Origin of the sequence: Paenibacillus sp. FSL E2-0201, assembly GCF_037963325.1 — a bacterium.
In the GTDB taxonomy this organism is placed as follows: Bacteria; Bacillota; Bacilli; order Paenibacillales; family Paenibacillaceae; genus Paenibacillus_AQ.
Genome location: NZ_CP150154.1, coordinates 3,883,941 through 3,906,633, shown reverse-complemented (window position 1 = coordinate 3,906,633; position 22,693 = coordinate 3,883,941). Strand labels below are relative to the sequence as shown.

The 22,693-nt window shown below is 42.2% G+C and carries 22 protein-coding genes; 19 read left to right on the top strand and 3 right to left on the bottom strand.

Annotated elements, in window-relative coordinates; all coding sequences use genetic code 11:
• Nucleotides 1-113: 113 nt before the first annotated feature.
• The 4 genes from NSU15_RS17650 to NSU15_RS17635 all read left to right on the top strand — a co-directional run bounded on the left by NSU15_RS17650 (nt 114) and on the right by NSU15_RS17635 (nt 3,433).
• Nucleotides 114-617 carry a DinB family protein gene (locus tag NSU15_RS17650; RefSeq protein ID WP_339286991.1) on the top strand — a complete coding sequence of 168 codons (504 nt, stop codon included), beginning with the start codon at nt 114-116 and terminating at the stop codon, nt 615-617.
• Between the two features lie 790 nt (nt 618-1,407).
• The gene (locus NSU15_RS17645) at nt 1,408-1,764 is read left to right on the top strand and encodes an NIPSNAP family protein (protein WP_339286989.1); all 357 of its coding nucleotides are present in this window, start codon (nt 1,408-1,410) and stop codon (nt 1,762-1,764) included.
• A gap of 187 nt (nt 1,765-1,951) precedes the next feature.
• Nucleotides 1,952-2,701, top strand: a complete 750-nt coding sequence (locus NSU15_RS17640; protein ID WP_339286987.1) for a phosphotransferase — start codon at nt 1,952-1,954, stop codon at nt 2,699-2,701.
• Nucleotides 2,702-2,938: 237 nt separating this feature from the next.
• Nucleotides 2,939-3,433, top strand: a complete 495-nt coding sequence (locus NSU15_RS17635; protein WP_339286985.1) for a GNAT family N-acetyltransferase — start codon at nt 2,939-2,941, stop codon at nt 3,431-3,433.
• Between the two features lie 173 nt (nt 3,434-3,606).
• On the opposite strand, the gene NSU15_RS17630 is transcribed toward NSU15_RS17635, so the two are convergent.
• Together NSU15_RS17630 and NSU15_RS17625 are read right to left on the bottom strand one after the other, a co-directional pair.
• Nucleotides 3,607-4,008 (bottom strand): VOC family protein, encoded by a 402-nt coding sequence (locus tag NSU15_RS17630; protein ID WP_339286983.1) that lies wholly within the window; start codon nt 4,006-4,008, stop codon nt 3,607-3,609.
• A gap of 154 nt (nt 4,009-4,162) precedes the next feature.
• On the bottom strand, nt 4,163-5,023 hold the full coding sequence (locus tag NSU15_RS17625) for a LysR family transcriptional regulator (RefSeq protein ID WP_339286981.1): 861 nt from the start codon (nt 5,021-5,023) through the stop codon (nt 4,163-4,165).
• 181 nt (nt 5,024-5,204) lie between these two features.
• Here NSU15_RS17625 and NSU15_RS17620 point away from each other — a divergent pair, with 181 nt between their 5' ends.
• The 6 genes from NSU15_RS17620 to NSU15_RS17595 all read left to right on the top strand — a co-directional run bounded on the left by NSU15_RS17620 (nt 5,205) and on the right by NSU15_RS17595 (nt 10,318).
• Nucleotides 5,205-6,374: an MFS transporter gene (locus NSU15_RS17620; protein ID WP_339286979.1), complete on the top strand. Its 1,170-nt coding sequence runs from the start codon at nt 5,205-5,207 to the stop codon at nt 6,372-6,374.
• 251 nt (nt 6,375-6,625) lie between these two features.
• Nucleotides 6,626-7,177, top strand: coding sequence for a glutathione peroxidase (locus tag NSU15_RS17615; RefSeq protein WP_339286977.1), 552 nt, complete (start codon nt 6,626-6,628; stop codon nt 7,175-7,177).
• A 135-nt stretch (nt 7,178-7,312) separates the two neighbouring features.
• On the top strand, nt 7,313-7,906 hold the full coding sequence (locus NSU15_RS17610; RefSeq protein WP_339291379.1) for an AAA family ATPase: 594 nt from the start codon (nt 7,313-7,315) through the stop codon (nt 7,904-7,906).
• A 238-nt stretch (nt 7,907-8,144) separates the two neighbouring features.
• A complete protein-coding gene (locus NSU15_RS17605) occupies nt 8,145-8,708 on the top strand; it encodes a GNAT family N-acetyltransferase (RefSeq protein ID WP_249923682.1) in 564 nt (187 codons plus the stop codon).
• A gap of 103 nt (nt 8,709-8,811) precedes the next feature.
• Nucleotides 8,812-9,264, top strand: coding sequence for a sugar ABC transporter permease (locus NSU15_RS17600; protein ID WP_339286974.1), 453 nt, complete (start codon nt 8,812-8,814; stop codon nt 9,262-9,264).
• Nucleotides 9,265-9,502: 238 nt separating this feature from the next.
• The gene (locus NSU15_RS17595; protein ID WP_170880388.1) at nt 9,503-10,318 is read left to right on the top strand and encodes a carbohydrate ABC transporter permease; all 816 of its coding nucleotides are present in this window, start codon (nt 9,503-9,505) and stop codon (nt 10,316-10,318) included.
• A 95-nt stretch (nt 10,319-10,413) separates the two neighbouring features.
• Here the strand turns inward: NSU15_RS17595 and NSU15_RS17590 are convergent, their stop codons facing one another.
• Entirely contained in the window at nt 10,414-11,328 is a 915-nt protein-coding gene (locus NSU15_RS17590) for a helix-turn-helix transcriptional regulator (RefSeq protein WP_339286972.1), read from the bottom strand.
• 176 nt (nt 11,329-11,504) lie between these two features.
• On the opposite strand from NSU15_RS17590, the gene NSU15_RS17585 reads away from it, so the two are divergent.
• From NSU15_RS17585 to NSU15_RS17545, 9 genes are all read left to right on the top strand, one after another.
• Nucleotides 11,505-13,616 (top strand): glycoside hydrolase family 52 protein, encoded by a 2,112-nt coding sequence (locus NSU15_RS17585; protein WP_339286970.1) that lies wholly within the window; start codon nt 11,505-11,507, stop codon nt 13,614-13,616.
• A 118-nt stretch (nt 13,617-13,734) separates the two neighbouring features.
• The gene (locus NSU15_RS17580; RefSeq protein ID WP_076121956.1) at nt 13,735-14,421 is read left to right on the top strand and encodes a helix-turn-helix domain-containing protein; all 687 of its coding nucleotides are present in this window, start codon (nt 13,735-13,737) and stop codon (nt 14,419-14,421) included.
• Nucleotides 14,422-14,441: 20 nt separating this feature from the next.
• A complete protein-coding gene (locus NSU15_RS17575; protein WP_081390105.1) occupies nt 14,442-15,296 on the top strand; it encodes an IS3 family transposase in 855 nt (284 codons plus the stop codon).
• Between the two features lie 224 nt (nt 15,297-15,520).
• A complete protein-coding gene (locus NSU15_RS17570) occupies nt 15,521-17,302 on the top strand; it encodes a methyl-accepting chemotaxis protein (protein WP_339286967.1) in 1,782 nt (593 codons plus the stop codon).
• Nucleotides 17,303-17,485: 183 nt separating this feature from the next.
• A complete protein-coding gene (locus tag NSU15_RS17565; RefSeq protein ID WP_170880279.1) occupies nt 17,486-18,340 on the top strand; it encodes an AraC family transcriptional regulator in 855 nt (284 codons plus the stop codon).
• Between the two features lie 138 nt (nt 18,341-18,478).
• Entirely contained in the window at nt 18,479-19,369 is an 891-nt protein-coding gene (locus NSU15_RS17560; RefSeq protein WP_339286965.1) for a hypothetical protein, read from the top strand.
• Between the two features lie 32 nt (nt 19,370-19,401).
• On the top strand, nt 19,402-20,772 hold the full coding sequence (locus NSU15_RS17555) for an ABC transporter substrate-binding protein (RefSeq protein WP_339286963.1): 1,371 nt from the start codon (nt 19,402-19,404) through the stop codon (nt 20,770-20,772).
• Between the two features lie 103 nt (nt 20,773-20,875).
• Nucleotides 20,876-21,766, top strand: a complete 891-nt coding sequence (locus NSU15_RS17550) for a sugar ABC transporter permease (protein ID WP_339291377.1) — start codon at nt 20,876-20,878, stop codon at nt 21,764-21,766.
• 12 nt (nt 21,767-21,778) lie between these two features.
• Entirely contained in the window at nt 21,779-22,687 is a 909-nt protein-coding gene (locus NSU15_RS17545; protein WP_339286961.1) for a carbohydrate ABC transporter permease, read from the top strand.
• Nucleotides 22,688-22,693: the final 6 nt, after the last annotated feature.

Here is a 22,693-nt window from a genome sequence, read left to right as displayed (position 1 = left end):
TTCGGCAGCTTCGTTTGGTTAACGGGGGTAGTTTAAGCAAATGTAAATATTTACTTGCGAACTAATGTTCGGTATGATTAACTTGATTCCATTACAAAAAGGAGATGTTGGATATGTATAAACACATTAAAGATTTTGCCGCAACTTGGCAGAATGAAACGGAAGCAACAATGCGGACACTGGAGATGCTGACCGACGAGTCTCTTGGCCAACAGATAACAAGCGATCATAGAACGCTTGGACGTGTTGCATGGCACCTTGTACAGACGTTGCACGAAATGCCATCTCGGACGGGACTATCTTTCGAAGGACCGAGCGAAGATATGCCGGTGCTAGCTTCGGCAGCAGACATCGCGTCAGTCTATAAGAGGACCTCACAAGCGCTCCTTGATGCTATACAGTCCAGTTGGAAAGATGAGAATCTGCTTATCATGAGCGATATGTATGGTGATCAATGGCCAAACGGCTTAATGCTGGATATTCTCGTAAAGCATGAGATTCATCATCGTGGTCAGATGACAGTCCTGATGCGTCAGGCAGGCCTTCGTGTGCCGGATCTTTACGGCCCGACAAAAGAGCAGTGGGCCGAGTACGGAGCGCTACCTCCAGTAATTTAGAGTAAGATTATATCGGCATTTGGCCGTTTGGCTATAGTTGGATTTATAAGTATTTTATCTCATAGGATTGAAAGTGGTGGCTTGAATCATAGACAAGAGGATACCATCGGACTAAAACTGTTAATTCTATTGAACTAACGGGGAACGTTAGTGGAATAGCGGTTGCTTCGGCAGCCGTTTTTTATTTGTACAACTAACGTGCAGTAGAGCGTGGTGTTGCCTTGTTGAACTATTAGGCAGTTAAATGCGGTATTATATGGTACGATTATCCATAAGAGATGAGGTGCCTTTATCAAGAAGAAATATGCTTTCCTAATAGTTTCCATATTATTATTTGTGATGGCTTATACAAAACCAAGTAGTCAAGATTATGATAATTACCTCCATTAGGTTCACGGTCTTAAATGTGACAGTTCTGAAGGCTCAAATTGCTTTCATACTATTAATGACTTGAAATCATCAAGTCTCACACATCAGATTATTTTTATGACAGCAGAAACAAAAAATTTTGGAGAGGCAGATAATAAAATACGAGTAGTAGGTATTTTTAATCATTTTTTTGTAATAGAAAATCGTCTTCATCCTAAATCAGATAATAACAATAATATCGAAGTTCCGTTAAGCTAACGGGAGACTTTAATTGAATGATACGCATTAATGTGAAGGCGCTACAATAGCCTGTTTGTGTCATTGAAGTAATGGGTAATAAAAAGGAAAATTATGTAATTTGTGGATTACGATTATTATAGTAGAAGCGTAATAATACTTGATTTATGGGGATGATGGATGCGTGATTTATCGTAGAAAGACATACAAAATTGACCCTCAGATATTACTTGATTTTAATGAACATTTTAATCAAACACTCTTACCTGCACAGTTGAAATATGGTTCAAGATTAGTTGGCAGATGGTCAACGGAGGAAATAGACGGTGTGGTGGAGGTATTTGCTATTTGGGAATATGACAGTTATGAAGATTATGAGAAGATTGAATCGCAAGTGAAAAGTGATGAAGAACATGTAAAGCGAGTGCAGGCTTGGTTCGATAAAATCGGGCGTGAGAAGATAAAGACATTTATGAAGGACAAGATAAAAGAGGAATTTATAGAAACGACAGTTCCGCGAGAAAAAACTATTCTTACATAATGAATTAATTACCAATCATCGTTGATCTAAAAGGACATGATAGTTGAACAATACAAATGGATGAGCAGGTTACCTTAATAAACTAAGTGATGGATAAAATATGAATATAAGAGTTCTCTCCCAAACTATTAGAAAAAGTCATGGTACGATGTCCTTATTCGGTTGTTTCAAGGGGAGGGAAGATACCGTGCTAAATACTCAGGATATTGCTATAGAAGCATTAACTTGTTATTCAATTACTTATCAATCAATAGCTCATATTGGCCAAAATGCGAACACCATCTATAAAGTGACAGATAAGGAAAGTAACTGCTATAGTTTACGAATACATCTATCAAAAAATGATTCGATGGAAAGTATTTGGTCTGAGGAAAAAGTCATCCATTCAGAAATGCTTTGGCTGGAATCATTAACTAATGATACGGATCTGGTGTTGCCATCACCTATAAAAAATAACATTGGTGAATATGTTACTAAGATAGCTGACATAAACTGTACATTGGTAAAATGGGTAGATGGTGAGCAAAAACAATTTGTTCCAACAGTCAATGATGCCGAGTGCGTAGGCGAATTGATCGGAAAGCTTCATAAACAATCATCTTTTTGGAAAATTCCGTCATCATTTACTCGACCGTCCTTTGATAATTCTAGAATTTCACAATCATTAGAAAAGCTCAAACAGCTTGTTAACGGTGGTGAGCTCGATAAAAATGATGTGGAAATTCTGCAATTGGCCGGAGAGTGTGCAATTTTAATGATGAACAACATAGAAAGAACACCTGGCAATTGGGGGATAATTCACGCAGATTTGATTCCAAGTAATTTTGTGTTTCATGAACAAGAAGCTAGAGCTATTGATTTTGGAGCTTGTGGGTTCGGATATTATTTTTGTAGCAGCACAACTCGAAACAATGAATTTTTGGCTTGGGCTGCCTGAATCTAATGAGTGGTTACCCAGTCACATTAGTAAATTAGCAAGTCGGGAATTTAAGCGATATGTAAATAAAGAAGAATTTCTCTTTAGTGGTACTCCTTACTGGGAGTAGTTTGTTCAACGAACGGAGAACGTTAGCCCAGATATTTTGGGAGCAGTTTTGCTTCAGAAGAATAGAGATCATGATAAGCTTATTGTCGAAAAGAATCTATAACCGCATAAAACAAAAGGAGAGGTACTTTGAAAAAAATTAGGGAAGCAACAAAAGAGGAAATGATCGAAATTTATAAGATGGGCTATGATGTTTGGGGAGATAATCTGCCATATGAAGAATATATAACTATGTGCCAGGCTTCCAAAAAGTATAAAAAGGGAAAGTGGTACGTTCTTGAAGAAACAGACACAAAGCAACTATTAAGCTCCCTCATCGTATATGAACTAAATCTTTCTGTTGACCAAATTGTAAAAGGGATTGGTTCAATTGCTACCCCTTTATATTTAAGAAAAAAAGGATATGCTTCTTTATTAGTCAAAGAAACGATAAATAAACTTGAACAGGAAGAAAAGTGTAACAACTTTTTCCTTTATAGTGATATTGGAATAGAATTTTACAAAGAATTAGCTTTTATTGTACTACCTAATGAGTTTCAAAAATATAAAGACAGTGTTTGTATGTATTACTCAAAAGAAAATGATATCGACTCCATAGTACTTGATATCCCCGATTACTTTTAAAGCACATCCTTATTGAAGTAATGGGAAACGATAGGCTAACCCAGGTGATTTGTATAGGTTTCACCCTCGAATTTTTCTTCTAAGCAACGATTTTGATTTGAATTACAGATATGAGATTATAGCGGGTGTGAAAAAATGCCGGTCACCTTAAGCAGGTGACCGGCGTTTTCATATTAGCTTTTAGGCATTTTGCTCTCATCCATGTACAGCAGGTTCCAGCGGTGACCGTCCAGGTCGGCAAATCCTGCGCCGTACATCCAGCCGTCAATTTCACTCGGCTTACCAAAGATGTTTCCTCCGGCAGACTCTGCTTTTTGAATAAAGGCATCTACTTCTTCTCTGCTTTCAGCGCCAATGGAGAATATTACTTCTGCGCTATGGGAAGTATCTGCGGTTTTAGAACCTGTGAATTTCTCAAACGCCGCATCCGGGAACAGCAGAATCGTTGTTTGGCCTATGTCAAGCTTGGCTCTCTCGTTACCAACGCTCACTGCATGGAATCCAATCTCATTGAAAAAGGCAGTTGACCTCTCAACATCTTTGACCGGCAGGTTAATCCAGATCTCCTGTGGCATGGCTATAGCCTCCTGGAATAATTTTTTAACAACTCCTACTATACTCTAGTTCTGGCAGCAGAAGCGAATCTTAAAAAAGAATCCACAAAGACATTTCTGTCATGCATTATGCGGTTTCCTTAGTAACTTCTCTTCTCTATATCGCAACTCACTCTTAATTGAAATACTCGATAGTTTTCTCAATAAATGCCTTGGCCGATTTTGTCAGAAAACGGTCGGACCTATGAATGATCTCAAAGTGACGGTATGGCGGATCGTCTGTAATTCGGATGCAGCGTAGTGTTGGTTCATTCATCGCTTGGATCAAGCGATAAGGCAACAATGTTCCTCCGACGTTGGCTTTAACCAAGCCAATAATGGAAGTAGCCGAACTGGTCTCCATGATCGTATTTAAACTGAATCCATATTTACGGCAATAGCCATCAACCAGTTCTCTGCCTGTAAATCCTTCGGGGAACATCACAGTTTGGATATTTCGCAGTTCCTGGATTCCAATCGTGCTTCGTTCAGCCCAATCATGATTCTCGGAAACGACGAGTACATATTCTTCACTGCACAAAGGAATGCGTACAAGCCGATCATCAGGAGCAGATGTGATCTCGATGCCGATGTCTACTTCATTATCCAGCACTTGATTCAAGACATAGATCGAAGAGATAACCTTCAGTTGTACCTTGGGGAATCGTGCATGAAAATTCACTAGCAATGAGGTGAGCCGATAGTCCAGATCGGAAGGGAGAACACCGATTACCAACCGACCTCGTTGATCATTGCGGAATTCAGCTAACGCATCCTGGGTATTCTGTAAATGCCGAATCATCTGTACACAGTACTCCAGAAACAGATTTCCTGCCTGGGTCATCACAATCTTTTTGCCGACTCGGTCAAATAAGGGAACACCGAGTTCATCCTCGAGCGCGCGTATTTGTTGACTCAACGTAGGTTGAGATATGCCGAGTTTCTCAGCTGCTCGTGTAAAATGAAGCTCCTCACACACCGCAATGAAGTTTTCCATCTGACGAATCTCCATATGAATACCCTCTAATCATTGGTTTTAGTAATCATTTTAATAGAAACTATAGTATTGTTCAATCATTCTAATGATTCTATACTTAATCGTGCACCACCCAACGATCTGTCGTTAACAAATAGGATGATGGGTGGATGTAACGACTACTACCATGAGGTGATTCATAATGAAACTTTTTTATATCGTCCTGGCGCTTATCCTGGCTTCACTGAATTTACGACCACCCATTACATCCATTTCACCTCTAATGAGCACCGTACAGAATGATCTGGGTATAAGCGGGATTACCGCCAGTCTGTTAACCACACTTCCGGTATTATGTATGGGCATATTTGCTCCGTTCTCCGTAAGATTAAGCAGAAAGTGGGGAAATGAGGGCGCAATTGTTCTGGCTTTAATCCTCATTGGGTTAGGTACGGGATTACGATGGTTTGTTGGTACAACTCCATTGATGATGTTCACTTCTTTTCTGTCCGGAGTAGGAATAGCATTGGCAGGGCCGCTATTATCCAGCTTCATTAAGCAGTACTTCCCTGACCGAGTAGCAGCTATGGTTGGTATCTACTCTACAGCGATGGTGATGGGGGCTAGCATTAGTGTGGGATTATCGGTTCCGCTTCAGCATACGCTGGGTGGTTCGTGGAGGGGCTCGTTAGCTGTATGGGCATTTCTCGCAGCCATTGCATTGCCGATCTGGTTGAGATTAGCCTGGTCTGCGCGCATAGATCGACAATCCGGTAAAATCTCGAGTGTACTTAATGCACCACTTCCGGTGAACAACAAGCGTGCCTGGATGCTGACATTATTCTTCGGGCTGATGGCAGCGATCTTTTACTCGTTGACCGCTTGGCTTGCGCCAGCAATCCAAAGCCAGGGGTATAGTCAAGAGACGGCTGGCAACATCCAAACCTTATTTACATTGATATCTCTGCCCTCTACGTTGTTCATTCCCATGCTTGTACACCGTTACCGAAGACGTGTATTCTGGCTTGTCGGGTGTGCGTTATTAGAGTTGATGGGTGTCCTGATGCTGAACATATCCGTTAGCCCCTGGCTAGCGACGATTCCACTCGGTATTGGAGCGGGCGGACTGTTCCCGATTGCACTGATGTTGCCCATTGATGAAACACGCAATGCTCAGGAAGCCAGTAGCTGGTCCGCAATGACCCAATCAGGTGGTTACGTTCTCGGAGCGCTTGGGCCGCTAGCCATTGGCTGGCTCCACGATGCAACGGGCAGCTTCGTCCAAGCATTCTATGGTTTGGCTGTAATCATCGTGCTTCAGATTATCGTTCAATTGGTTATAGGTAATAAAAAAAGTTCTCCAGCAAGTTAGGATAAGCCCCAGAGCTGAGAGGATGTACTATTTTCATGATGAGTTTAGAAACGGATTTTGTTGGGGGAAAATAAGTAGAGGAGCTTCCTATATGGTAGCTCCTCTTTTCTAGTAAATTAAACGGGCAATATACTAAGGTAATATTGGATTATAGGTTCATTCTATAAAGATTATTTCTTTTATATATTAGACCAATAAAAGCCTGTCGCGATATTATGTTATTTATAATAATAACGCGGAGGAATGGTCTGATGTCTATTTATGATTTTCAAGCGAAGTCAATTAATGGTGAGCCTGTTGAATTGTCAATTTATCGTGGAAAAGTTCTGCTTATTCTGAACACTGCCAGTAGATGCAGCTATTCACGCCAATTACCTGATCTTCAAAGGCTTTACGAAATTCATCATGAGCAAGGGTTTGAAATATTAGGTTTTCCTTGTAACCAATTCAACGAGAAAGAGCCAGAGAGCAACTTGGAAGTACATGAATATTGTGAGAGCAACTTTGGAGTTAAGTTTCCTTTATTCGAGAAAGTTGAGGTTAGGGGACCGTCTGCTCATCCGTTATTTCAATATTTAACACAGCAAGCACCATTTCAAGGATTCGATACTGAGACATCAGGTGGTCAATGGATGCAGGATTTTCTGCGGGAAAAGTATCCGGACATATATGCCGGTGACGGGATCAAGTGGAATTTCTCAAAGTTTTTAATCGATCGAAACGGCCATATATATGGTAGATACGAAACTACGACTGAACCATTTGACATAGAGGTATTTATTGAATCACTTCTTTTAAAGTAAATGAATCCGATTAGTGATTGAGCTAACGGGCAGGATAGTTCAATCGTTTCTCGAATATTTTATGAGTTGGATAATTTTATGAACTTTGTGATTATAACGTTATCTGAAAAATACGTTTTTGAAGGGATGATTAAATTGAAACAAGGGATATTAGTTTATCTAAATGGAACTTCAAGTTCTGGAAAGACCTCCATATCGACTGAACTGATAAATCAGAAAGAGATTCCTTTTTATCATTTATCAATTGATGATTTTTTTAATAATTACAATGATTTTATTAATAATAAATTTCCAGATGAACCTCCGAGAGAAATAGATCATCAAGTTGTCTCACAAATACTTGATGATTCCATATTCTCAGTGTACCATTCGACAATTAAATTGTTATCAGAAATGGGTTTTAATGTAATAGTAGATACCGTAATCGACAATGACAAGAGGTTTAATGAGTTTCTTGATCAATTTTTCGATCAGTCTACGTTATTTATAGGTGTAATATGCTCGAAAGAAGAACTCATAAGACGAGAGCAAGCAAGAGGAGATAGAAAAATTGGACTGGCAGCTTCACAGTTTAGCAAAGTATATTGCTTTGATGAATATGACCTCGAAGTAAATACTGAAGAGATGAATCCAAAAGAATGTGCCGAAAAGATATTAAGTTTTATTAAGTCCAATAAAGAATACTCGGTATTTAAGAAATTAAGTAAAAAAAATGTTAGTGTTTCCTAGTAGGCGTATCCATCAGATAACACCATATTCCAGCATTGAGGCTATTGCCTCTCGGTTTGCCCGAGGGATTTCGGAATTAAGCTAAAAGGAAACGATAGTGGAATATCGGTTGCTTCGGTACCCGTTTTTTATTTGTTCAATTAACAGGCAGTTAAACATGCGACTAAGCTTCTATTATAATTAATGATATTCTATTGATAGGATGAAGTGAGAGATGCAGGAAAGGGAGGCACATGTCATGAGGCTTATGTTTCCACACGTGAATACAGCGGAAGAAACCGCTGAAGTTGCTCGATTGGCTGCAGAAATATGGCGCGAACATTATGTATCCATTATTACAATCGAGCAGATTGATTACATGATTGGCAAGTTCCAATCGGTACCAGCGATTACGGATCAGATCCATCAGCAGGGCTACGAATATTACTTGATCCATAATGATGGCTCCACAGTCGGATATATTTCGGCCAGACAAGAAGAGGGGAAGCTCTTCTTGAGCAAGTTTTACATAGGCAAGGAGTACAGGGGACGTAGCTATGCCAGCCAAGCGTTGGCATTCCTGGAGAAGCTGTGCAAGGACCGAAACCTAAGCCATATTTGGCTGACGGTCAATCGGCACAACGAATCCAGTATTGCGGTATATGAGAAAAAGGCTTCCGGACCGTACAAGAACAAATTGCGGATATCGGGAATGGATTCGTTATGGATGATTTTATTATGGAAAAAGAAATTTCGGTCCCATAAGCGAATAGAGGCGATATTCGAATACACCAGTATATTTTTCGGATCTGAAACGAATTGAAAGTAACTCATCAGTCACGAGCACGTTCAACTAACGGGGAACGATAGCTCAATAAACCAGCGGCTGGCTTTGCTAACTTCGTGGAAATTTGGAATAGTCCAAGGTGCATAATGCACTGAAAAATACGATGATCATGACCCTTTCGCTAGTTGTTCTAGAGAATATTGCAGCTATTGCACTGGCTATGATGGTCGATAAGGTACGATGTTTCCGGAATTTATTCAGAAGTGTGTTTTATTTCCCTACATTGCTTAGTGGGATCGTAATGGGATTTGTGTGGGCGATGATTCTGAATTACAACTTTGGTGTACTTAATCAGATTCTGGAGTCTGCCCGTCTCGGAAGCTGGATTGTAGATTGGCTGGGTAATCCTAAATATGCGATGCTGTCGATTATATTGTCCACTGTTTGGAAAGGTGCGGGCTATTATATAATTATTTATCTGGCTGGATTGCAGGGGATTCCGCAGGAATTGAATGAAGCAGCCAGCATTGATGGGGCAGGGGGGTGGCAGAGTTTCGGCATATCACCTTCCCGCTGCTTGCAGGGTCGATGACAGTGTGTATGGTGCTTTCTATGATTAGCGCTCTGAAGATTTTTGATCAAATTGCGGTTATGACCGATGACGCCCGGGCTTTGAGACGGAGACATAAACGTATATCATTTATAAAGTTGGGTTTGGTGAATTAAGACAAGGCTTTGGTACTGCGCTGGCGATGGTTCTGTTCTTAATTATATTGATCATTACAGCTTCCAAGTGAAGGTGCTCCAGAAGCGGGAGGTGCAGCTCTAAAATGACGATGCAGACACGCAGAAGAGTTGGGCAAATCGCACTTTTTATAGTTACATTATTAGTGGCTATTCTATTTTTCTTTCCTATTTTCTTTAATTTGATGTCAGCCTTCAAGAGCAATGCAGAGATCATGAAGGATGCCATTGCTTTTCCGAAAACCTTTTATCTGGACAGCTTTAAATACCTGTTAACAGAAACAGAGTTTCCACGAGCGATTCTGAACAGTCTAATTCTGACAGCGGTGTCTATCGCCGCGCAGGTCTTGATCATTCCGATGGCAGGGCATGCCATTGAACGTAGAAATACTAGATGGACTCGATTTATGTTCGTATATTTTTTGGCAGGAATGATGATTCCTTTGTTCAAAGAGCTTAGAATGCTAGGATTGTACGGTAGCCTTGCGGGACCCATTCTTATTTATGTAGCCGGAGCGGTAGGTTTCGGATGTCTGCTGTATACCAGTTTTGTCAAAGGAATCCCTAAAGAAATTGAAGAGGCGGCAGAGATTGATGGCTGCTCGCGTTACGGGATATTCTGGCGAATAGTTTTTCCTTTATTAGGGCCTGTTACGGCAAGTATGGTTGTTCTGAATGGGCTTGGAATCTGGAATGATTTCTTGATGCCGATGCTGGTATTACCCTCTGGACAGGCTAAGACTATGGTTGTTGAAATTTACCGTTATATCGGAGAATTCTCTTCACGTTGGGATATGATTTTTGCGGGAACAGCGATGTCGGTTGTACCTGTGTTGATTGTGTTTATCGCCTTGCAGAAGTATTTTGTTAAGGGAATTGCATCAGGTGCGACGAAAGGTTAGGGCGTATAGAGGTAGAAATGAAGTTCGTTTAAAAAGGATATATCCTGTAACCACTTGGTGGGCTGCGGGATATATCCTTTTTTTCGTAAAGATCTTTAATGCGTGCTCGGATTTGCTGTTAACCGGCGGTATCCCATGGGTGGAAGACCTGTCCAACGTTTGAATTGCTTACTGAAATGGGAAACATCCCGGTACCCCAGTCGGTGGGCGATAGATTCGACAGACAGACCATTATCCATCAGCAGCAGTTTGGCGTGTCTAATGATTAAGCGGGATAAATATTGCCTTGGTGACATCCCATAGATTTGGTGAAAAGCACGATTGCAATGCGTTGTACTGTATCCAAGCTTTGCCGCAATATTCTCAATACCGCCACCTCTTTCGCCTGTGCTGTCAGCGGTGGAGACGGATTCTTGCAATAGTCCTTCAATAGCGTTAGCTAGGGCAACTGTATTTTCTGTAGCTTCTGTATCTGCTGGGAGAGACATTTCCGAAAGCACCCAACCGCTGAGCGCGGTCAGAAGCTGCAGTGAAGCATGGAGTGTGATCAAGCGATTTCTATGTGTGTCTTTAGACTCGGACAAGATGGAAGAGTTAATAATTACATCTAGAGCGGAACGGATGGCCAGCAGTTCGGGGGTGTTCCCGCTGAGACTAACAGCATCTGCTGTTAGTAAGGCACGCCGCAAAATCAGATCATCGATATCAAAATGCAGGCAGTAATAAGTCATGTCACAGTCAGCATTTGAGCCCATACTACTATGCTCAACACCGGGACGAATGAATAAAATATCGCCGCTTTGTTGGACAAAACACTTATTGCCGACCGTCATCTGCTGCTCACCTTGAAGGACAATATTAATCTCAAACATCGGATGAGTGTGCACAGGATATTGCCAATCCGAATTTACTTTTCTCCAATGCGCGGCGAAGATATGGAAGGCTGCTTGAATGTCTGGTGACATCTGTCCGTCAATTGAATTATGGAAGGCGGGATCATTCGAAATCATTTCAATCCTCTTTTACAATATAATTTGGCTTAATTATTATACCATAGGTTGTTAGCGATGTTTGATTTGCCCAAATAATAGAAGGCTTTAACCCTGTTGCACTTCTAAAAATATCGATAACATGGAAATATAGCCCGGAGGTATCCGGGATCATGTTGGAGGGAGTGCATTTATTTATGTCACATAATAAATTTTTTAATGCTCATCATTCACCGATCGGTGCATTTGCGAGTTTTACTTTAGGATTTAAAGGAGCTAGTGGTGGTTTCGATTTGGAGATGGCCAAACCTCCTAGACAGAATATATTCATAGGATTAGAACGCACGGATGGGAAAGGGTATGACACACTACCATTTCATGAGATAGGCGGAGATGACGAGAGCAAACGCTATGACATCGAGAATCCAGACCCTAATCCAGATAAGGAGAATATTCTGTTCCCTTTTCAAGAGAATGAGATCTCTCGAGATTTCCGAATAGCTACTGACAGCTGGAGTGCGGGGGATCTGACCTTCCGAATTCTCTCGCCAGTTCGATCAGTACCGGATCCTGAAACTGCGTCTGTGGAAGAAATGAAGGAAGTGTTGCTGCCGGCAGTACTGGTTGAGCTCGAAGTGGATAACACCTCATCAGCTACCTCACGTCGCGCGTTCTTTGGTTTTCAGGGAACAGATGTTTATAGCGGAATGAGAAGACTGGATGATGTATCATCTGAAATTACAGGCGTTGGACAAGGAAGATTTATTGCGATTGCTGCGGAGAAAGGAACTACAAAGTCCGCACTTCATTTCACGATGGAGGATATTCTAAGTGAGGAGCTACAGGAGAATTGGACCTTTGGTCTGGGGCGCGTGGGTGCTTTGATCATGGATGTTCCAGCCGGAGTAAAAGAAACGTACCGGTTTGCAATTTGTTTTCATCGTTCGGGTTATGTTACCTCTGGTATGGATGCTACTTATTACTATAATCGCTATTTCAACAATGTTGAGGCAGTGGCCGAATATGCATTAGCTAAATTCGATGTTCTTAAACAAGAAGCGGAGAAGGCTAACGAGATGTTTAATCATGCAAACCTATCCGAAGATCAAACCTTTATGCTAGCGCATGCAATTCGTAGTTATTATGGTTCCACGCAACTGCTGGATTATAAGAATAAGCCATTTTGGATCGTCAACGAAGGCGAATACCGGATGATGAATACCTTTGATCTTACCGTCGATCAGTTATTCTACGAGCTGCGTCTGAATCCTTGGACTGTACGTAATGAGCTGGATATGTTCGTGGAAAGATTCAGCTATGAAGATACGGTGCGTTTCCCTGGGGATGATACAGTGTATCCGGGCGGAATCAGCTTCACGCATGATATGGGTGTGGCCAACGTAGTTTCACGTCCGGGCTATTCCGCTTATGAGTTATATGGCATTGATGGTTGCTTCTCACATATGACACATGAACAATTGGTAAACTGGGTGCTGAGTGCGGCAACTTATCTGGAGCATACTGGCGACCGGAGCTGGATGGAGCGCAATCTGACTATCCTGGAGAAGTGTCTGGATAGTATGTTAAATCGGGATCATCCAGATCCTGAACAAAGAAATGGCGTTATGGGGCTCGATAGTTCTCGTACGATGGGTGGCGCAGAGATTACTACGTATGACAGTCTGGATGTCTCCTTAGGTCAGGCTCGCAATAATATTTATTTAGCAGGAAAATGCTGGGCTTCTTACTTGGCCATGGAGAAAATATTTGCAGCGTATGGGCGTGCGGAGTTGTCCACAACAGCAGGGATTCAAGCAGAGAAATGCGCTGCAACGATGGTGGAAAGTGTTACAGCAGACGGATATATTCCGGCTGTCATAGGAGAGGGGAATGACTCCAAAATCATTCCGGCTATAGAAGGCCTTGTATTCCCTTACTATACGGGTTGTAAGGAAGCGCTTGATCGCAATGGACGGTTCGCCGCATATATCGGTGCTCTTGATAAGCACTTACAGGCGGTGTTGAAGCCGGGCGTTTGCTTATTTGAGGATGGTGGTTGGAAAATCTCCTCCACTAGCAACAACAGCTGGCTTAGCAAAATCTATCTCTCGCAGTTCATCGCCCGTAACATTTTGGGACTGAAATGGGATGAACGCGGAGCGGCAGCAGATCGCGCTCACGTGGCTTGGCTTACCCATCCAGAGTTATCGATCTTCAGCTGGAGTGATCAGATTATTTCCGGTGAAATTACGGGCAGTAAATATTATCCACGTGGAGTAACGGCGATTTTGTGGCTGGATGAGAAATAAGGAAGACAGTTTTATATAGAAATAAAAAGCAAACGGTCCTTCGATTGATATGCTCCCATCATAGTAGACAGTAGAAAAAACAAAAACTTCTACTTCAACAATGATGGGAGTTTTTGCGATGTCCAAAAGGAGTTCAATCTCTTTAGACGTAAAATTACACGTAGTACAGCGATGTATTCAGCATGTATCAAATCCTAATCATGAAGCAAAGCAATTAGGGGTTGCCAAAACTACAGTTACAGATTGGATAAGGAAATATAAGGCGGAAGGCTATGAGGGATTAAGAGAATCTAAGGGTTGGAAAGAATACGCTGATGAATTGAAGTTTGCTGCTATCAGAGATGTTCTATCTGGAGAATCTTTATGGGGAACTACCAAGAAGTATAATATTTCGAGTAGTAGTGTTTTGAGAAGATGGATTTCCAAGTATACTTGTAGGAAAGAAACTAAACCTACTCGTAAAGGAAATGGACACTCTCGTATGAATAACGGACGGAAAACAACTTTTCAAGAACGCATTGAAATCGTACAATACACAATCGCTAATCACTTAGACTATCAAAAATCTATCGTGAAATATAAAGTTTCATATCAACAGGTATACGCATGGGTACGTAAATATAATACTGGCGGCGAGGAAGCCCTTAGAGACAACCGTGGCCGTATCAAGTCAGTAGAAGAACTCGACGATCATGAACGCCTTAAACTTCGAATTAAGGAGCTAGAAGCTCGAAATGAATTCCTAGAAATGGAGAATGCCTTCGCAAAAAAGTTGGCAGAGATCCGGCGAAGAAATACACGCTAACTTTAGTTCGACATGCAGATTTGTATCCAGCCATCAAGGAACTGCACGTAGAAAAAGGCTACCCCATCACGGCGTTATGTAAGCTAGCTAGAGTCGCCCGATCTGCCTATTATAAATGGTTAAAGTGGAAGCCATCGACCCAAGAACTCGAGATTTTTTCGCTCGCTCAGGAAGTGAAGCTTCGCTATGAAAAACGCGGTGGAATTCTTGGATATCGTCAAATGCGCATTCAACTAAACCGTAAACTTAAGGGGAATTATAACAAGAAAAAATATTATCGAATTATGCGTGCTCTTGGATTAAAGGCTGTAATCCGAAGAAAACGACCAAATTACGTAAAGGCCACTGAAATTCATATCGCTGAAAATGTAATGAATCGTAAATTCAATGCAGAAGCTCCTAATAAGAAGTGGTGCACAGACGTCACAGAATTAAAGTATGGAAACGGTCGTAAAGCCTATCTGAGCGCTATTATTGATGTGTATGACAACTCCATTGTTTCATGGGTAATGAGCCATTCCAACAACAATATGCTCGTCATGGATACGGTGAAGAAAGCTTACAGAAGCAACCCCAAAGTGAATCCGCTTCTTCACAGCGACAGAGGCTTTCAATACACATCACAAGAGTATAATCGCCTTCAAGTGAAGTATGGATTTACTAAAAGTATGTCTCGAGTAAGTCGTTGTTTAGATAACCAACCCATAGAACGATTTTGGGGCACTTTAAAGGCAGAAAGTTATTATCTGAAAAAACACGACACTTATGAGGAACTCTTTGAAGTTGTGAGCAATTATATCCGTTATTACAATAATTACCGATACACGGAACGGTTAAACGGCTTATCTCCAAACGAATATAGACAAGCTGCTTAACGATGAACAAAAAAAAATCCCCCAATCTCTCATAAACTGAACCTGGGGGATAATTTAATCATTTTTTTGTTTTTTAGACTGTCTACTTGACAGGGAGCACTTCAGATGCAGGGACCGTTTGCTTTTTTATGTAAAAACACGAATATCTTTTTTTGATTTATATTCCCAAAACTAGTACTATAGTATTAATTTGTAATTTATATTATTGGGATATGGAGGAACAGATGCTAAAATCTGCAGAAAAAGGGTTGCGACTGACGATTCGGAAGAAACTGCTGTTGATGTCACTGACCTTACTAATTCTTCCTATCGGAATATTAGGAGTGGTTGCCTATCAGATCTCTATGAAAGAAACGAATCAGCTTATTGAGAGTAAACTAAGTTCCAGTGTAAATCTAGCAGTTGCTATGATTGAGAATTTGGAAAGCTCGGTTCAAGCAGGGATGTTGTCAGAACTGGAAGCACAGGAGCAGGTAAGAACTTTACTACTTGGATCCAAAATTGAAGATGGGACACGCCCGATTAATCCAGCCATCGATTTGGGGCCTAATGGTTACTTTTTCATCTTAGATCAGAAAGGAGAATTACTTGCTCATCCCAGACTAGAGGGAGATAATATTTGGGACAAACAAACCTCTAACGGCTTCTTTTACATACAAGATTTGATTAAAGCTGCACAGAACGGCGGCGGGGCTACATACTACAAATGGCCCTTACCTAAGCCGGACGATTCGTCCAAGCATGAGGATGGCGAAGCGCTGAAAATATCATATGCCAAGCTCTCACCCTCTTGGGGTTGGGTGGTTGCGGCAGGTTCTTATATGCAAGACTATAACATCGGACAACAGAACATACTCAAGGGAATTATCATCACATTAATCCTATGTCTAGTTCTTGGGATAGCGGTCATTCTTATCTTTGCGCAACATATTTCTAAGCCAATTGTCCGCATAGCCCGTGAAGCTGAACGAATCGCTCAAGGGGATCTAAGTGGTAAAGCATTGACTGTGCGCAATCGGGATGAGATCGGACAACTGGGAACCAGCTTCAATCAGTTATCAGGAAATATTCGGCAATTAGTTGGGAATCTAACCGTAAGTTCGGAGTTATTAGCTTCTTCCTCCAAACAGTTGTCTTTGACGTTAGGTGAAACCCATGCAGCACTTGTTCAGACTTCATCCTCAATGACTGAAGTGGCGAATAATAGTGAGAAACAAGCTGTTTCAACACAAGAGACTTCTCAGTCGATGGAGGAGATGGTAAAAGAGATTCATCGAGTAGCTGAAGCTTCTACCCATGCCTATCAGCTGTCCATGCAAACACTGGAAGAGGCGGATAGAGGAAACAACCTAATCATTAACTCTTCCGCACAAATGAACGCTGTAAGTAACACTGTTGATGATTTAGGGATCACTGTTACTAGTCTAAATGAGCAGTCACAACAAATCGGTTCTATCGTTAGCACCATTAAAGGAATATCTGAGCAAACGAACTTATTAGCGCTTAATGCGGCAATTGAAGCTGCCCGATCAGGGGAACAAGGCAGAGGATTTGCAGTGGTAGCTAGTGAAGTCCGTAAGCTGGCAGGACAAACAAGTGAAGCAGCCGAGCGGGTTTCAGTTATGGTAGAAGAAATTATTGCGAGTATTGGCCATGCCCATCATTCGATGAGTAAGGGGAAAAATGAAGTCGCAGCAGGGGTTCAAGCGATTGATGATACGGGTAAAGCATTTGAACGCATTTTGCAGGCCACCCGGACCATCGTTGATCAGGTGGAACAATCCTCGACCGCTGCACAGCTGATGTACACTGGTTCTGAACAAATATCTGCTTCGGTGATGGAGGTCGAACAGGTTTCATTGCACTCAGCTTCCGCTGCACAGACTGTATCTGCTGCCGTCGAAGAGCAGCTTGCTTCTATGGAGGAAATTGCCGCATCTGCTCGCAAGCTGCAAGAGGGTTCGAATGAGATGCGTGTTTTAGTAAATCAGTTTAAATTGGAATAGATATTCATACATAAAGTTGCAGTAACAGAATATGCAAATTACTAAAAGAGGGGACTCCCCCTCTTTTTTTGCTGTTTTGACGTACACCTTCTGATTCTATTTGGAAGTTAATATAGCTTTTACAGTTCATTGACGTGGAGCGTATACAGCCTTGCTATATTGAAGGGAAAAGGGGGGATGAATATGAAAGAAATGGAAGAATCGTCCTTTACAGCTTCCCAGCCTGTTCTTGCAAGCGATGCTTTTGGTTGGGATAAGCTTCAAGTTTCGCAATGGTATAGCCCGCAGCAAGCCTTCACCCCATCCTCGGAGTCTAAATATTTAATAGGAATTCACTGCACAGCCTACTACGAAAATTATTACACCATTCATATTACCCCTTGTAATGAGAGCCTTCTGTGCCCATGGGGCAGAACCTCGCTCTATTTTTTGAAAATTGAAATTACGCCATCAGTCCTCGAAGAGATTGCCCGTGAATCTGGTTATCTGAAGGAGGGCCATATTCAGTTGGACCGCAAATTTCATGTCAAGGATTCTAAGCTATTGCAATTAGGGCTTTGGATGCTGGAGGAATTACAGAATGGCGGTGCCAAAGGGAAAATATATAGCGACTCTTTATCCAATATGTTGATTATTCATTTATTACAACACTATTCTTCTGTGATCCCCCAACATTCAAACAGTAAAACGCCAGCTAATCAAGAGATATTTCAGGTCATTCAATTTATGCGTGAGCGCTTGGAAGATGAAATTCAACTGACTGATCTCGCAGCCATGGCTAATATGAGCCAATCACATTTTATTCGGATTTTTAAACAACAAACAGGGTATACACCCCATAATTATTTAATTCGGCTGAGAGTCGAACGCTCTAAATTCCTTATTCGTTCCGGAAAAATTGGTTTGAAGGAAATTGCATCTCAGGTTGGTTTTGCCGATCAAGGTCATTTTACTAGATTATTCAAACGAGAAACCGGCCTAACCCCAAAACTGTATGCTAATCAAAGCTCCTCCAAACCTAATCATATGATTTATTGAATTTATTGATGCAAATGAGAGTTTTATTCAAGGAAAGAAGTATTTTGTTCAATTAGAAGGCTGATGCCAGCTCCTATAATAAGGTTGAAGTAAGGCGTACAAATGCCAAACTACAACCTTATTAGGAGGAGAGAAAACATGAAATTAAAGAGATTATTCAGTCTGATTTGCGCGGGGGCACTTACGACCAGTTCTTTATCTTTAGTAGCATCTGCCACACCAGTCGGACCGGATAACCTAGTAAACACTGAGGTAGAAATCAGTGCAGAGTCAACTTCGACTTCAGCTACAACTGCTGGAACTTGGCATGAAGTATCTAAGCAAACCTTCTGGTTACTTGATGCCCTGGAACGTGGACAAGGGGTGGCTACAGACGGGAACTCATGGATCTTTAGTTCCTCGTACGGACTCTTACGGACTGGACTCGATGGAAAATCCGTAAAAGCGCGGAATGAATTGGCTATTCCACAGGAGATTGCCTTCCAAGGTGGAGACCATATCGGTGATATTTCCTACTATAACGGTAAAATATACGCTCCTATTGAAGACGGCAAAAACTATCAGCATCCTTACATCGCCCTCTATGATGTGAACACTTTGAAATATACGGGTACATCCTATGCTTTACCGTTGAATCTGCATATTGGCGGTGTGCCTTGGGTAGCGGTTGATGCCGCTCGCGGTCAGGTCTACACAGCTCAGTGGAGTAATGCTAGCGTCTTGAATGTACTTAGTCTCGACGATATGCATGTGATCACAACCGTTCCGCTTTCCCAAAGCATAGATCGAATCCAAGGTGCCGAAGTGTACAACGGCGTTCTGTATGCCTCAACGGATAACGCAACCCAAACGGTTTATCAGATTGATCCAGAGACCGGAAATGTATCTGTAGCCTTTGATCGCAATCTGCCTAGCGGTACCGAAGCTCAAGGCATTGCTGTATTGCCCACCGCTGATGGAGCTCAGCTCCATATTCTTGATGTCGGCTCGAATCGTATTAGTGTGAACTTTCGCCATTATGCATTCTAATTCAAATCCAAGCGAAAAAGGGGCTAACAGTAATGCAAAAGCAAACTAAAACCATTCTAACACTACTATCTGTTTCTATGCTGGCAGTAGCAGGCTGCGGTCAATCAAATAACAGTACGGCTGAAGCCAAAGAAAATACCGCTCAACCCACAGCAATCGCTGCAACTCCGGAATCCACAGAGACCCCAGCCGATAAGCCGGTGGAGATTACATTTTATTATCCGGTTAATGTTGGTGGTCCTCTTACTAAAGTAATCGATGGGATGGCTAGTGCATTCATGGAGCAGCACCCGGAAATTAAGGTTAATCCCGTGTACACAGGAAATTACGGTGACAATACCGTAAAAATTCAAGCGGGTGTGCAAGCCAAACAACCACCTGATGTCGCGGTCATGATGTCAACGGAGCTGTACAGTATGCTCGATATGAATGCAATCATTCCGCTGGATGATTTTATTGCGAAGGACACGGATATTCAGATGGCTGATTTTTATCCCGCCTTTGTAGAGGATACACAGTCTGAAGGGAAGACGTACAGCCTGCCTTTTCAGCGGAGCACGATTGTTATGTATTACAACAAAGAAATGTTCAAAGCCGCAGGACTTGATCCAGAGAAACCACCCACTACATGGGATGAGCTTGTAACTTATGCTAAGAAGCTGAACAAAGACGGTCACGTGGGGCTGGAAATTCCGGGTAATGATGATTCGTATTGGATGTTCCAAATGCTTGCTCGGCAAAATGCTACGGATCCGAAGCAAAACATAATGTCCTCCGATGGCAAAAAAGCGATGTTCGATACGCCGGAGAATGTGGAGGCATTGCAATTCTGGTTAGATTTGTCCCATAAATATAAGGCGATGCCGGAAGGTGTTATTGATTGGGCCACGGTTCCGACAGATTTCATTCAAGGCAAAACAGCCATGATGATGCATACAAGCGGCAACTTAACCAACGTTAAAAATAACGCGAAGTTCGAATTCGGGGTAGCGTTCCCACCCGCACAAAAGCAATTTGGATCACCTACAGGCGGTGGTAACTTGTATATTTTCAAGGGAACATCTCCAGAGAAACAAGCCGCAGCTTGGGAATTCGCCAAATACATGACGGCTTCAGAACAGGCTGCCCTCTTTAGCAGCTCATCCGGTTATGTTGGTGTAAGAAAATCCGCATACGATACAGATGCAATGAAGAAATATACGGCGGATTTCCCGCAAGCTTTGGTGGCGAGAGATCAATTGGAATACGCGTTCCGAGAATTGTCCACTCATAATCATGGTAAAGTATCGACGGCAATTACGAATCAGATTCAAGCGGCCTTGGCAGGAGAGATTGATGCAGCAGGTGCGCTCAAAAAAGCGCAAGCAGAAGCAGAACAGGCACTTGCTCCCTTCAATAAGTAGTCTTTGAGGTATGGGATACGCCAGGACGGCTCGATAGCTTGTTCTGGCGTCATTACTTTATTCGTTAATCGTAGAAACCTTAATCATGGAAGGATTGAATGGTATGAATGCCGGATGGAGTGAGAGGCTTAGACGAAACGGATTCGGCTGGGGACTAGTGTTGCCTTCGCTGCTCTTTCTTTGCTTGTTTACTTATTACCCTATGTTTAAATCGTTCTGGCTTAGCTTTTATGAGAAAAATTTGGCGACTCCTGAGCCTTTGTTCGTCGGTTTTGACAATTACGCTAATCTATTGCATGACAATGTCTTTATGAAGGTGTTCAGTAACAATATATGGTTCGCCATTGGCACAGTACCCACTTCATTAGCTTTGGCTTTCTTGATGGCACTGTTTGCCGACAAGGCGATAAAAGGGCGGGGACTGGCACGTCTTTCATTTTTCTATCCGAATATGATCCCGATGATCGCTGTGGCGAACATCTGGTTGTTTCTGTATACCCCTCATTTTGGGCTCTTTGCCAGACTGGCTTCATGGATCGCGGATCAGCCTGTGAATTTGCTGGGAACACCTGATACGGTGATGGGCGCACTAGTCATCATGATGATTTGGAAAGAAGCCGGATATTTTATGATTTTTTATTTAGCAGGAATGCAGCAGATTCCCAAGGATTTATATGAAGCGGCTGCAGTAAGTGGAGTCGGTACATTCACTTCCATCCGCAGAATCACAATTCCGCTCACGATGCCGACTACGTTGTTCGTGGCTGTTGTGGCGATAACCAATTCTTTTAAGCTGGTAGACCATCTCTGGATTATGACAAAGGGCGGTCCGAATAATGCGAGTAACCTGCTGCTTTATTATATCTATGAGTCGACCTTTAATTTCTACGATCAAGGGATGGCCGCATCAATGACGGTGATCATGATCGTACTGCTGCTCCTTATTTCCTCCCTGCAGTTTTTTGGTTGGGATCGGAAAATCCATTATGAATAGGAGGTGGAATCCATGGAGGATAATCCACTAAAGCTGCCCTTAGTATTAAGGCAGAATAGCAGTAAAGCTTTAGAAGAGGAGCGCATTCTAAACTCCGGTAGAACGAAGCGCCGAATCCAGCAGATCCTGTGGCATGCGGTTGGATTTGCTTTTGCAGCGGTCTGGATCATTCCTTTCCTATGGGTGGTAAGAACGGCTTTTCTGCCCAAAGACGTCGCTATCGATGCGGGATGGTCTTGGGACTTCACGTTTGAGAATTTGATTCATGTCTGGAATGGAGCGCCTTTTGTACGATTTTTTATGAATACATTGCTTGTGTGCGGTGTTGTGCTTGCTGTGCAACTCGTTACAATGACGATGGCTGCTTATGCGTTCGCACGGGTACGATTCGCCTTGAAAGATCTGTTATTCATGTTATTTTTGGTACAAATTATGGTGCCGCCAGATGTTCTTATCTTTTCCAACTATCAGGTGTTGAACGAAATGGGTCTGCTGGATACCAAGCTGGGGATTATGCTACCTTACTTTGCCTCCTCCTTTGGAGTGTTTCTGTTAAGGCAATCCTTCAAGCAATTACCCTATGAGCTGGATGAAGCTGCCCGGGTGGAGGGCGCCTCACGCCTGCATATTCTTTCAAGAATCTATGTCCCACTGTCACGCCCGATTTATGTGTCCTTTGCGATCGTGTCGGTCAGCTTTCATTGGAATGATTTCTTGTGGCCTCTAATTGTAACAAATTCGGAGGAGAATCGCTTATTAACTGTAGGCTTGGCGATGTTCGCAAAAGCCACGGAATCTGGTGCGCAATGGTCCGATGTTTGTGCGGCTACATTGATTGTGTCTGCGCCCTTAATGATTGGATTTTTATTGTTCCAGCGGCAAGTGATAGGTAGTTTTATGAGCTCTGGCATTAAAGGTTAGGAGGAG

Coding starts and splice junctions, on each gene's coding strand:
- NSU15_RS17650 (WP_339286991.1), top strand. CDS start 114: ATGTATAAACACATTAAAGATTTTGCCGCAACTTGGCAGAATGAAACG.
- NSU15_RS17630 (WP_339286983.1), bottom strand. CDS start 4,008: ATGCCACAGGAGATCTGGATTAACCTGCCGGTCAAAGATGTTGAGAGG.
- NSU15_RS17625 (WP_339286981.1), bottom strand. CDS start 5,023: ATGGAAAACTTCATTGCGGTGTGTGAGGAGCTTCATTTTACACGAGCA.
- NSU15_RS17620 (WP_339286979.1), top strand. CDS start 5,205: ATGAAACTTTTTTATATCGTCCTGGCGCTTATCCTGGCTTCACTGAAT.
- NSU15_RS17615 (WP_339286977.1), top strand. CDS start 6,626: ATGTCTATTTATGATTTTCAAGCGAAGTCAATTAATGGTGAGCCTGTT.
- NSU15_RS17605 (WP_249923682.1), top strand. CDS start 8,145: ATGAGGCTTATGTTTCCACACGTGAATACAGCGGAAGAAACCGCTGAA.
- NSU15_RS17595 (WP_170880388.1), top strand. CDS start 9,503: ATGACGATGCAGACACGCAGAAGAGTTGGGCAAATCGCACTTTTTATA.
- NSU15_RS17590 (WP_339286972.1), bottom strand. CDS start 11,328: ATGATTTCGAATGATCCCGCCTTCCATAATTCAATTGACGGACAGATG.
- NSU15_RS17585 (WP_339286970.1), top strand. CDS start 11,505: ATGTCACATAATAAATTTTTTAATGCTCATCATTCACCGATCGGTGCA.
- NSU15_RS17580 (WP_076121956.1), top strand. CDS start 13,735: ATGTCCAAAAGGAGTTCAATCTCTTTAGACGTAAAATTACACGTAGTA.
- NSU15_RS17570 (WP_339286967.1), top strand. CDS start 15,521: ATGCTAAAATCTGCAGAAAAAGGGTTGCGACTGACGATTCGGAAGAAA.
- NSU15_RS17565 (WP_170880279.1), top strand. CDS start 17,486: ATGAAAGAAATGGAAGAATCGTCCTTTACAGCTTCCCAGCCTGTTCTT.
- NSU15_RS17560 (WP_339286965.1), top strand. CDS start 18,479: ATGAAATTAAAGAGATTATTCAGTCTGATTTGCGCGGGGGCACTTACG.
- NSU15_RS17555 (WP_339286963.1), top strand. CDS start 19,402: ATGCAAAAGCAAACTAAAACCATTCTAACACTACTATCTGTTTCTATG.
- NSU15_RS17550 (WP_339291377.1), top strand. CDS start 20,876: ATGAATGCCGGATGGAGTGAGAGGCTTAGACGAAACGGATTCGGCTGG.
- NSU15_RS17545 (WP_339286961.1), top strand. CDS start 21,779: ATGGAGGATAATCCACTAAAGCTGCCCTTAGTATTAAGGCAGAATAGC.